Raw genomic sequence first — 12,666 nt, forward strand, 5'->3', positions numbered from 1 at the left:
TTTGAAACATACGTTATACATATTACTAATAAGTTTACTTTTTACGAGTTGTGATTTTTTTAAAAAATCTGATAATCGTACACCCATTGCTAGGGTAAATGAGTCTTACCTCTATAAAGAAGATATCGAAGATATTGTGCCAAAAGGGACAACAAAAGAGGACAGTACGTTAATGGTTAACGCTTATGTAAACCGTTGGGCAAGACAATTGCTTTTAATGGATGGTGCATTGGTTAATTTGTCTGAAGAAAAACAAACCGGTTTTTCTAAATTGGTAGAACAGTATAAAGTAGATTTATATACCAAGGCTTATTTAGAAGGTTTAGTTAAAAAGAACATTGATACACTAGTACAACCAGAAGAGGCACAATTGTTTTATGAAGCTAATAAAGAATCCTTTAAACTCAACGACAACTTAATTCAGTTTAGATATATAAGTCTACCATTAAATCCGGTAAATTTAGATTCAATTAAAATACGATTTAAACGCTTTAAAGCAAAGGATAAGAGTTATTTAGACTCTATTTCTGTTCAGTTTATATCTTACTCGTTAAATGATTCACTTTGGTTAAAACTGAATCGTGTAGCAGATAAAATTCCTATAATAACAGAGACGAATAAAAATCAACTGTTAAAAAAAACTAATTTCTTACAACTCAAAGATTCATTAAACCTATATTTGATGCAAGTTAATGACGTGCGACTTCAAAACGATTATGCACCTTTGAATTATGTGAATTCATCGATTAAAAAAATTGTTATAAACAAGAGAAAATTAGAGCTCATCAAGCAACTCGAAAATGATATTACAAAAGATGCTATTAAAAACAATCAATTCCAAATTTATAACTAAAGCAACCTTATTAGTTTGCTTTATATCCTTCGGTTTTATCAATGCTCAAGAGATTATTGAAGACGAAAAACCAGTCGTAGAAAAAGTTAAAGATAGTGTTACTAATAAGACACGTATCAAAGCAGATGGTGTTGCCGCTGTTGTTGGTGATTTTATTCTATTAGAATCTGATTTAGATAGAGAAATTGAGCAGTTTAAAGCACAAGGAGCAGATTTAGGTGATTTAACAAGATGTGAGCTTTTTGGTAGTTTACTAGAAAGTAAATTGTATGCGCACCAAGCGATACAAGATAGTATTTTGGTGAATGAATTACAGATTCAGTCTCGTGTTGATCAGCAATTTCAAGGCATATTAGGTCAATTGAATGGTGACATGGATAAAATGTTAGAGTACTACAAAAAAGATTCTGAGAAAGCTTTAAGAGATGAGATGTATGAGATAAATAAAAACAATTATCTCGCTCAAGAAATGCAAGCTAAAATTACTGGAGATATTGAAGTAACACCAGAAGAGGTTCGTACATTTTTTAATGATATTCCAAAAGACGAACGTCCAACGTTTGGTACAGAATTAAAATTAGCACAAATTGTAGTAATTCCTGAAGTAACAGAAGAAGCAAAGCAAGCTGTTATTGATAAACTAAAAGGATTTAAAACTGATATAGAAGAAAATGGATCTAGTTTTACAACTAAGGTTCTTTTTTACACTGAAGATTCTGCATCTAAACCAACAGGTGGAAAATACACGCTTAATAGAAAGCAGCCAAGAATGGTGAAGGAATTTAGAGAAGTTGCTTTCTCTATGCAAGAAGGTGAAATTTCTGAGCCTTTTGCGACAGATTTTGGTTACCATATTATATTGTTAGAAAAAATTAGAGGTCAAGAGTACGATGTTAGACACATTTTATTGCGTCCAGAGTTAACTCAAGATGCTATTAAAAAAGCAAATGATAAAATCAAAGAAGTAAGAGAAAAGATTGTTGACGGAACACTAACATTTGCTGAAGCGGCAAGAGAGTTTAGTGATGAAGAAGAAACTAAATATGAAGGCGGACAACTAACAAATCCTACAACACAAGATTTTAATTTTGAACTAACAAGAATGGAGCCAGAGCTTTATTCTCAGATTCAAGATTTAAAGGATGGTGAGATTAGTGAAGTTTTACAAGATGAAGATCGTATAAACAGAATTAAATTTAAGATATTAACCGTTACAGACCGTATAGATGATCACGAAGCAGACTTTGCTAAGGATTATTTAAAGATTAAAAATTTAGCGTTACAAGACAAGCAAATTAAAGCTGTAGAAAAATGGCAGAAAGAAACAATTTCTGAAACTTACATTAAAATCAATGGTGAGTATAGAGATTGTGATTTTCAAAGTAACTGGTTAAAAAAATAATAGTTTATGTCTGACGTTGCTAAAATCGAAAATTTTGTAAAAAAATTTGCTGCACTAAAAGAAGAAGTTGCCAAAGTTATTATTGGTCAAGATGAGGTTGTAAATCAGATTTTGATTTCAATCTTTTCTGGTGGACATTCACTTTTGGTTGGTGTACCTGGTTTAGCAAAAACATTAATGGTTAATACCATTGCGCAAGCTTTAGGTTTAAATTTTAAACGTATTCAGTTTACGCCAGATTTAATGCCAAGTGATATTTTAGGGAGTGAGATTTTAGATGAGAATAGACAATTCAAATTTATAAAAGGTCCTATCTTTTCTAATATTATTTTAGCAGATGAGATTAATAGAACGCCTCCAAAAACACAAGCAGCTTTATTAGAAGCTATGCAAGAGCGCTCAGTTACTGTTGCAGGTCATCAGTATAAATTAAGCTTACCTTATTTTGTTTTAGCAACACAAAACCCAATTGAGCAAGAAGGAACTTATCCTTTACCAGAGGCACAATTAGACCGTTTTATGTTTGCTATTAATCTAGAATATCCTTCATTTCAAGAAGAAGTAGATGTTGTTAAAGCAACAACTACAGATGTTAAAATGACGGTAAATTCGTTATTTACAGCTGAAGAAATTATTGAATTTCAGAATGTCATTCGTCGTATTCCTGTTGCAGACAATGTTATAGAATATGCCGTTTCTTTAGTTGGTAAAACAAGACCTAAAGAAGATACTGCTGCAGATATTGTAAAAGAGTTTGTAGGTTGGGGAGCGGGACCAAGAGCGTCGCAGAACCTTATCTTAGCTGCGAAAACACATGCAGCAACAAACGGAAAATTTTCTCCAGATATAGAAGATGTCCAAGCTGTGGCTACAGGTATTCTAAGACACAGAATTATTAAAAACTACAAAGCGGAAGCTGAAGGTGTCACTGATGAGAAGATTATTCAGAGTTTGTTTTAGATGAAATTTAAAAACTTTACAAGAACAATTTTAATATTTCTTATTTCTAAACTTGGAATCGCTTCGGCAGCAGCCTCATGAATTATAAGATGTGGAGCACTTTTCTTAATTGAGGGAAGCTGTATTGAAACATTCGCAGATATCATTACTTTTTTTTAGGTTTATAATTATTTTAGAAAACACTAACTCGGTTGTTTATCTCGATGAGAGCAACATAAATATTGTTGTAAGTCATTATTTCTAAATCCCAAATTTAGATTGATTTTTCTCCTGTTAACGATAGATATATTTCAATAATCAAAACTCATAATAGCTCTAGAAACGTGTAATTGTTAAATTACTAATTATTGATGGTGTTTTTTGTTAAATACTTAATTAATTATAGTAAAAATTATATAATTATAGATTGTTTTTATAGGCTATCCTATTTTGTTGCATATTTTTCAAATCCTCTTTAAAATTTGTAGATTTGTGTCCTTTTTAAAAAGAAATAACTCTACTATATGAACATTTATAAAGATTACCTTAAAGAGATTGAAGACAGAAAAGTCTTAGGTCTTCATCCTAAGCCAATAGACGGTGCAGATTTACTTAGTACAATTATTGAGCAAATTAAAGATACTAATAACCAGTATAGAGACGAATCTCTAAACTTTTTTATATATAATGTTTTACCTGGTACAACAAGTGCTGCTCGTGTAAAAGCTAAGTTTTTAAAAGAGATAATTTTAGGTGAATCTATAGTTCCAGAAATTTCTACTGATTTTGCGCTTGAGCAGTTATCTCACATGAAGGGTGGACCTTCAATTGATGTGCTGTTAGACCTAGCTTTAAGTAATGACGAATCCATTGCGGAAAAAGCAGCTAAAGTTTTAAAAACACAGGTATTTCTTTACGAAGCAGATACAGATCGTTTAGAAGATGCTTTTAAAGACGGTAGTAAAATAGCAAAAGATATTATTGAAAGCTACGCTAAAGCTGAGTTTTTTACTAAGCTTCCAGAGTTAGATGAAAAGATAGAAGTTGTAACTTACATTGCTGGTGTTGGTGATATATCAACAGATTTATTATCCCCAGGTGGAGATGCACACTCTAGGTCAGATAGAGAGTTACACGGTCAATGTATGTTTGAGCATAATAAAGATATGCAAAATGAATTATTGGCTTTAAAAGAACAACATCCTGATAAGCGTGTTATGCTAATCGCAGAAAAAGGAACAATGGGAGTTGGTTCTTCAAGAATGTCAGGTGTAAATAACGTCGCTTTATGGACAGGTGTTCCATTTAGCAAATATGTTCCATTTATTAATTTTGCTCCAGTAATTGCAGGTACTAATGGTATTGCTCCAATTTTCTTAACTACGGTTGGTGTAACAGGAGGTATCGGTTTAGATCTTAAAAACTGGGTTAAGCAAAAAGATGCTGATGGCAATACTATTGTTGATAAAGACGGAGAACCTGTATTAAAACAAGAATTCTCTGTTGAAACAGGAACAGTACTTACTATTAATACAAAAGAGAAAAAATTATATAATGGAAATACAGAATTAAAAGATATTTCTGCTGCATTTACGCCGCAAAAAATGGAGTTTATGAAAGCGGGAGGATCATATGCTGTTGTTTTTGGTAAAAAACTACAAACCTTTGCTTGTAAAGTATTAGGTATTGACGTACCTCAGGTATATGCGCCTTCAAAAGAAGTTTCAATTGAAGGACAAGGTCTAACTGCAGTTGAGAAAATATTCAATAAAAATGCAGTAGGAACTTCAGGAGCTACGTTACATGCTGGTTCTTACGTTCGTGCTGAAGTAAACATTGTAGGTTCTCAGGATACTACAGGATTAATGACCTCTCAAGAATTAGAGATGATGGCTGCTACAGTTATCTCTCCAATCGTTGATGGCGCATACCAATCTGGTTGTCATACAGCTTCTGTATGGGATGATAAGTCTAAAGCTAACATTCCAAGATTAATGAGTTTTATGAACGATTTTGGTTTAATTACAGGTCGTGATCCAAAAGGGAAATATTTCCCAATGACAGATGTTATTCATAAAGTATTAAACGATATTACTGTTGGTGATTGGGACATCATTATTGGTGGAGATTCGCATACACGTATGTCGAAAGGTGTTGCTTTTGGAGCAGATTCAGGAACAGTAGCTTTAGCATTAGCTACAGGTGAGGCGAGTATGCCAATTCCAGAATCAGTTAAAGTAACCTTTAAAGGTCAAATGAAATCTTATATGGATTTCCGTGATGTGGTACATGCAACACAATCTCAAATGTTAAAGCAATTTGGAGGCGAAAACGTATTCCAAGGTCGTGTTATCGAAGTACATATTGGGACGTTAACAGCAGATGAAGCTTTTACATTTACAGACTGGACAGCAGAGATGAAAGCAAAAGCATCTATCTGTATTTCTGAAGATGATACGTTGATTGAATCATTAGAGATTGCAAAAGGTCGTATCCAAATCATGATTGATAAAGGAATGGATAACGCTAAGCAAGTACTTAAAGGTCTTGTTGAAAAAGCAGAAACTAGAATTACTGAACTTAAAACTGGTATTAAACCATCATTAAGACCAGATGCAAATGCTAAATATCATGCAGAAGTTGTTATTGATTTAGATGAGATTGCAGAACCAATGATTGCCGATCCAGATGTAAATAACGACGATGTTTCTAAACGTTACACACATGATAACATTAGACCATTATCTTTTTACGGAGGAACTAAAAAAGTTGATTTAGGTTTCGTAGGATCTTGTATGGTACACAAAGGCGATATGAAAATTTTAGCTCAGATGTTAAAAAATATTGAAGCTCAACATGGTAAAGTAGAATTTAAAGCACCATTAGTAGTTGCACCACCTACCTATAATATTGTAGACGAGTTAAAAGAAGAAGGTGATTGGGAAGTTTTAGTGAGATACTCAGGTTTCGAGTTCGATGACAATGCGCCAAAAGGATTAGCACGTACTAAATACGAAAACATGTTGTACTTAGAGCGTCCAGGTTGTAACCTTTGTATGGGTAACCAAGAAAAGGCAGAACCAGGAGATACAGTTATGGCAACATCAACACGTTTATTCCAAGGTAGAGTTGTTAAAGATGATGGAGAGAAAAAAGGTGAATCATTATTATCATCTACTCCAGTAGTAGTTTTATCTACTATCTTAGGTAGAACACCAACTATGGCAGAATATGAAGCAGCTGTTGATGGTATTGTTTTAACGAAGTTTAAACCTTCTACAAAGCAGTTAGTTAGATAATCAAAATCTATTCTTAATAAAAAAAAAAGCCTGAATCTTAGATTCAGGCTTTTTTTTATGATAAAGACTTTAGTCAATATAAAATATAATTTTGTTTTGAATTTACAGCGCTTTAGTATAGATAAAACTTATTCCATTATCATTATTAATATGGTATTTACGCTTTTAAAGTCATTCCGCATTTTGTATATTAGTAGAATTAAATTCAAAACAAAAATACTATGGCATTTGATATTGATATGATTAAGGATGTTTACAGCAAAATGACAGAGCGTGTTGATGCCGCTCGTAAAATTGTTGGTAAACCATTAACACTTTCAGAAAAGATATTATACTCGCATTTGTGGGATGGAAAACCAAGTGAAGCATTTACGAGAGGTAAGGATTATGTAGATTTCGCTCCAGACCGTGTTGCGTGTCAAGATGCAACAGCACAAATGGCTTTGTTGCAATTTATGCAAGCAGGTAAGCCAAAAGTTGCTGTGCCAACTACAGTTCATTGTGATCACTTAATACAAGCTAAGGATGGTGCTGCAACAGATTTAAAGCATGCTAACAGTACAAGTAGTGAAGTATTTAGTTTTTTAGAGTCAGTGTCTAATAAATACGGAATTGGATTCTGGAAACCAGGAGCTGGTATTATTCATCAAGTAGTATTAGAGAATTATGCATTTCCTGGAGGAATGATGATTGGTACGGATTCACATACTGTAAATGCAGGTGGATTAGGAATGGTTGCTATTGGAGTTGGTGGTGCTGATGCTGTTGATGTTATGGCAGGAATGGCTTGGGAACTTAAATTTCCGAAATTAATAGGTGTTAAACTAACAGGAAAACTTTCTGGTTGGACAGCGCCAAAAGATGTCATTTTAAAAGTGGCAGGTATTGTTTCAGCAAAAGGCGGAACAGGTGCTATTGTAGAATATTTTGGTCCTGGCGCGTTATCAATGTCGTGTACAGGAAAAGGAACCATTTGTAATATGGGAGCTGAAATTGGAGCAACGACTTCAACTTTTGGTTATGACGATTCTATGGAGCGTTATTTACGTGCTACAGATAGATCAGATGTTGCAGATGAAGCGAACAAAATAAAAAATTATTTAACTGGTGATGATGAAGTATATGCTAATCCAGAACAATATTTTGATCAAGTTATAGAAATTGATTTATCAAAATTAGGACCATTATTAAATGGACCATTTACACCAGACTTATCTACTTCAGTTGGTAAGGATATGACTAAAATTGCCACTGAAAATGATTGGCCTATTAATGTAGAATGGGGTTTAATTGGTTCTTGTACCAATTCATCTTACGAAGATTTATCAAGAGCATCATCTATTGCGCAACAAGCTCTGGATAAAGGTTTAAAAATGAAATCTGAATTAGGAATTAATCCTGGTTCTGAGCAAGTAAGATATACTGCAGATAGAGATGGAATTATTGGAATATTTGAAAAATTGGATGCTAAAATATTTACCAATGCATGTGGACCTTGTATTGGTCAATGGGCTAGATATAGTGATCCAAAAAATGCACCTAAAAATAGCATAGTACATTCATTTAATAGAAACTTTGCTAAACGTGCAGATGGTAACCCAAATACACATGCTTTTGTTGCTTCTCCAGAAATTACTGCAGCGATTGCCATTGCTGGTCGTTTAGATTTTAATCCAATTACGGATAAACTGATTAATGAAAATGGTGAAGAAGTAATGTTTGATGAACCAACAGGTTGGGAATTACCTCCTAAAGGTTTTGAAGTAAAGGAAAATGGTTACTTGGCACCAATTGCAGACGGAAGTGGTGTAGATGTTTCTGTAAGTCCTACTTCAGAACGATTACAATTATTAACACCATTTGAACCGATTGGTAATGAAATTAAGGGTGCTAAATTGTTAATTAAAGCTTTTGGTAAGTGTACAACAGATCATATTTCTATGGCAGGACCATGGTTAAGATTTAGAGGGCATTTAGATAATATTTCTAATAACTGTTTAATTGGTGCTGTAAATGCATTCGGAATGAAAACTAACTTCGTTAAAAATCAATTAACAGGAGATTTTGGAGGTGTGCCAGATACAGCAAGAGCATATAAAGCAGCAGGTATAAAAACTTTAGTTGTAGGCGATCATAATTATGGCGAAGGATCTTCTAGAGAGCATGCCGCAATGGAGCCAAGACATCTTGGAGTAGTTGCAGTAATAGTAAAATCTTTTGCTCGTATACATGAGACAAATCTTAAAAAACAAGGGATGTTAGGTTTAACATTTTCAAACGAATCAGATTACGATTTAATACAGGAAGATGATACATTTAATTTTACAGATTTAAATGAATTTGCTCCAAATAAGCAATTGCATTTAGAAGTCGTTCATGCAGACGGAAGTAAAGATTTAATTGCATTAAACCATACATATAATGATGCTCAAATTGAGTGGTATAACGAAGGTTCTGCTTTGAATTTGATTAAGAAAGAAAATGCTTAATAAGTTATAGATATCTAAAAGCTCTTGAGAAATCAAGGGCTTTTTTTATGGCTGTAAGTTTTGCCAAATTTTAACGACATATATCATATCTAACAAATACTCTCAATATAATGCAGTCACTGTGGTTCTTTGACGATGTTAACCTTTTTAAGGTGCTCTGTCCTCATAAATTTCGCGAATATAAAAAAGAGCATGATTTTTGTGCTTTTAAAAAGAAAGATTACATATACTTTGAAGCCGATTCGGCTAATAAGTTGTTTCTAATAGAAAAAGGGAAAGTTAAAATTGGTTATTACAGCGAGGATGGTAATGAAATTGTAAAAGCCATACTTACAAAAGGTGAATTATTTGGTGAAAAAGCCATATTAGGTGACGAAAAAAGAGATGAGTTTGCGCAATCTATTGATAACGATACTTCAATTTGTTCAATAGGTGTAGATACTATGCATGATTTGATGCGTAATAACCAAACATTTAGTTTTAAAGTGCATAAATTTATTGGGTATAAGTTTAAAAAACTTGAGCGTAGATTACAGTTGTTATTATTTAAGGATACAAAAACAAGATTAATAGAATTCTTAAATGAACTTTGCTTAGACTTTGGATACAACTGTGATAAAACAGGAGACCATATTATTAAACATCCCTATACTCAAAAAGATATAGCTTCACTAATTGGTACTTCTAGACCCACTATAAATATTCTTCTTAATGAGTTAAAGGAAGAAAATTATTTAGATTTTAACAGAAAAGAGATAAGAATCTTAAAAAAATCAGCTTAGTGTTAGCTATCTAACATTTAATCGGAAATTGAAGTTTTATTTTTGAACTATAATTAAAAAATACAAAAGCAATGAAGAAAAAAATGATTTTAGCAGCCTTGGCATTAGGGATTTTTGCCAGCTCGTGTAGTAGTGATGACGACAACAGTACTAGTTCAAATTCAAATTTAACACTTAGTCTTGATGGTTTAGAGGCTTTAGGTGATGATTTTGTTTATGAAGGATGGATTATTGTAGATGGCTCACCAGTATCAACAGGTACTTTTAGTAGTGTCATTTTTCCACAAACATTCTCAGTAGATACAGCGCAATTAAATAGTGCAACTACGTTTGTATTGTCTATTGAGCCAGCTGTAGATTCGGATCCAGCTCCTGCGGCTACAAAGATTTTAGCAGGTGACTTTTCAGGAACTTCAGCAAGTGTTGACTCTAATGGAATTGTTGCAGATTTTAGTACATCAACAGGTACATATATTTTAGCGACACCAACTGATGCGGACGATACAAATGAAGAAAGTGGTGTATGGTTTTTAGATAATTCAAGTGGGTCAGCTGTAACAGGTTTAGATTTACCAACGTTAGCTGATGGATGGAAATATGAAGGATGGGCAGTTTTAGATGGTACACCAGTGAGTACAGGTACATTTACAGATCCAGCAGCAGCTGATGATAACGCTGCAACTTCGACTTTTAAAGGAGATACAGGTAATGGCCCTGGATATCCTGGAGAAGATTATTTACAGAACGCACCAGCAGGAATGACATTTCCAACGAATCTTAGAGGAGCAACAATTGTAATTTCTGTTGAGCCAAGTCCGGATAACAGCGCTTTACCTTTTACTTTAAAACCTTTGGCTCACGTGGTGCCAGACGATGCATTAGTACACACAACTATTTCTATGGGAGCTGGACCAGTTGAAAGCATTTCAGGTTTTGTAACGAGAAATTAAATTCAGTTTTAATTTGTTAGATTTGAAGCGTAATATCATTCACTTGATGTTGCGCTTCTTTAGTATAAATATGTAACGAAATGACAAAATCAACAAAGAGTAGAATCTTAAATTTTATCAGTCTCTTAGCAATAATATTGTTGATTGTTCCTCAGACTCGCCAATTCATACAAGTTTGGTTTCATAAAGGGTTTAGTTATGTCAACCAATCATCTTTAATTGAAGAGGTTAATAGGTCTGCTATAGCTAATACCAGATGGATTTTAAAATCGGATAAGAATACTACATTAAATTTAGAAGAATTAAAAGGGCAAGTAGTGTTGATTAATTTTTGGGCAACTTGGTGTCCACCTTGTATTGCAGAAATGCCAAGTTTACAAACGTTGTATAATGACTATAATGAGAAGGTTGTGTTTTTATTTGTAACACATGATGATTTTGAAACTGTAGAGAAATTCAAAATACAAAGAGAGTTTAATTTTGAAGTTTTTAATCCTATAACAGAAATACCTTCAGAATTAAAGACAAGCTCAATACCAAGAACATTTGTAATTAATAAGAATGGTGAAATTGTTATAGACGAATCTGGCGCAGTTAATTGGAATAGCGATAAAGTAAGAAAACAGCTTAACAATTTACTTTTAGAATAGTTTACTTGAAATACTTAAAAGGTACAATCAGCATTCCGAAGTTTTCTCCATCTTTTTTACCTAAGTGTTTATGATGCATTTTGTGTGCACGCCTTAAACCTCGAGCATATTTATTATCAACATTTCGAAACAATTTAAAACGTTGATGAATAAAAATATCATGTACTACAAAATAAGCTATTCCGTAAGCTAAGATTCCTAACCCAATAGGAAGCGTATACCATACATCTTCATAGCTCCATAGGTAAAAGCAAGTAATACTTATAATTGCATAAAAAATAAAAAAGGCATCGTTGCGCTCAAACCAACTATCATGATCTTTATGATGGTGGTCTTTATGTAAACTCCATAAGAAACCATGCATTACGTATTTGTGCGTAAACCATGCGTTAAATTCCATAATAAAGAAGGTTCCAAAAAATATTAATAGCCAAAAAACAATTTGCATAGCGGTACTTTATTTTAAAGTAAATTTAATTGATATTTAACGTAACTTCGAGTAAGTAACTCAATTTTTCTATAATTAGGTACTCTAATTCTCGTTGATTTAATTTTTAAAGCTGGTGTCTTTTTTAGTTTTTCTAATAACTTACTGTAATAGCGATAAGCCATAAACACACCAAATCTAGCTTCTAGTGGTAAACGTTTTATGCCTTCTAGGCCTTGCGCAAAATCATATTCAATTTCAGTAATAATTTTCTCCTTAGAGATTTCATCTAACTGACTTAAATCTGTGTTAGGAAAATAGGACCGATTTAAGTCTTCGAAATCAGCTTTTAAATCTCTTAAAAAATTCACTTTTTGAAAAGCAGAGCCTAAACTCATTGCTGAGTCCTTAAGACTTTCATATTTGTCATTATCTCCATTAACAAACACTTTAAGACACATTAAACCAACAACATCAGCAGATCCATATATGTATGCTTTAAATTCTTTTTGCGTTAAATAATCACTTTTATGAAGGTCTAAGCGCATACTATTCATAAAAGAATCTACTAAATGTTTATCAATTCCGTAATTATGATATGTTTCTTGAAACGCATTCAAAATAGGGTTTAAGCTAATCTTGTTTTCTAAAGCATCTTCTAAATCTCTTTCAAAATTATTAAAAAGTAATTCTTTATTATAATCATGAAAAGTATCGACAATTTCATCTGCAAATCTCACAAATCCATAAATGTTATATATGTCTTGCCTAATACTATTAGATAGCATTTTTGTAGCCAAGGAGAAAGATGTACTATAAGCATTTGTTACAGCTTTACTACATTCTTTAGATACATTGTCAAAAATTGATTTCAT

10 protein-coding genes are annotated in these 12,666 nt (G+C 32.8%); 8 read left to right on the forward strand and 2 right to left on the reverse strand.

The genetic code is table 11. The annotated features are described in order from the left end of the window. Position 1: 1 nt before the first annotated feature. The 8 genes from Q0807_RS18300 (at position 2) to Q0807_RS18335 (ending at position 11,364) form a co-directional block, all read left to right on the forward strand. Entirely contained in the window at positions 2-853 is an 852-nt protein-coding gene (locus tag Q0807_RS18300; protein ID WP_301161966.1) for a peptidyl-prolyl cis-trans isomerase, read from the forward strand. Further along, a complete protein-coding gene (locus tag Q0807_RS18305) occupies positions 801-2,255 on the forward strand; it encodes a peptidylprolyl isomerase (protein ID WP_301161967.1) in 1,455 nt (484 codons plus the stop codon). The genes Q0807_RS18300 and Q0807_RS18305 overlap by 53 nt, the downstream gene beginning before the upstream one ends. A gap of 6 nt (positions 2,256-2,261) precedes the next feature. Further along, on the forward strand, positions 2,262-3,215 hold the full coding sequence (locus Q0807_RS18310; RefSeq protein ID WP_301161968.1) for a MoxR family ATPase: 954 nt from the start codon (positions 2,262-2,264) through the stop codon (positions 3,213-3,215). Positions 3,216-3,718: 503 nt separating this feature from the next. After that, positions 3,719-6,493 (forward strand): bifunctional aconitate hydratase 2/2-methylisocitrate dehydratase, encoded by a 2,775-nt coding sequence (locus Q0807_RS18315; RefSeq protein WP_301161969.1) that lies wholly within the window; start codon positions 3,719-3,721, stop codon positions 6,491-6,493. Between the two features lie 221 nt (positions 6,494-6,714). Beyond that, on the forward strand, positions 6,715-8,982 hold the full coding sequence (locus tag Q0807_RS18320; RefSeq protein ID WP_301161970.1) for an aconitate hydratase: 2,268 nt from the start codon (positions 6,715-6,717) through the stop codon (positions 8,980-8,982). Positions 8,983-9,092: 110 nt separating this feature from the next. After that, positions 9,093-9,764, forward strand: a complete 672-nt coding sequence (locus tag Q0807_RS18325) for a Crp/Fnr family transcriptional regulator (RefSeq protein ID WP_301161971.1) — start codon at positions 9,093-9,095, stop codon at positions 9,762-9,764. A 71-nt stretch (positions 9,765-9,835) separates the two neighbouring features. After that, complete coding sequence (locus tag Q0807_RS18330; protein WP_301161972.1) at positions 9,836-10,714, forward strand: anti-sigma factor; 879 nt, start codon at positions 9,836-9,838, stop codon at positions 10,712-10,714. Positions 10,715-10,794: 80 nt separating this feature from the next. After that, positions 10,795-11,364 (forward strand): TlpA disulfide reductase family protein, encoded by a 570-nt coding sequence (locus Q0807_RS18335; protein ID WP_301161973.1) that lies wholly within the window; start codon positions 10,795-10,797, stop codon positions 11,362-11,364. A gap of 1 nt (position 11,365) precedes the next feature. Here Q0807_RS18335 and Q0807_RS18340 read toward each other — a convergent pair whose 3' ends face one another. Both Q0807_RS18340 and Q0807_RS18345 read right to left on the reverse strand, forming a co-directional pair. Next, entirely contained in the window at positions 11,366-11,812 is a 447-nt protein-coding gene (locus Q0807_RS18340; RefSeq protein ID WP_301161974.1) for a sterol desaturase family protein, read from the reverse strand. 14 nt (positions 11,813-11,826) lie between these two features. Further along, on the reverse strand, positions 11,827-12,666 hold the full coding sequence (locus Q0807_RS18345; RefSeq protein WP_301161975.1) for a phytoene/squalene synthase family protein: 840 nt from the start codon (positions 12,664-12,666) through the stop codon (positions 11,827-11,829).

The sequence above is a fragment of the uncultured Winogradskyella sp. genome (genome assembly GCF_947495255.1).
Taxonomy (GTDB): domain Bacteria; phylum Bacteroidota; class Bacteroidia; order Flavobacteriales; family Flavobacteriaceae; genus Winogradskyella.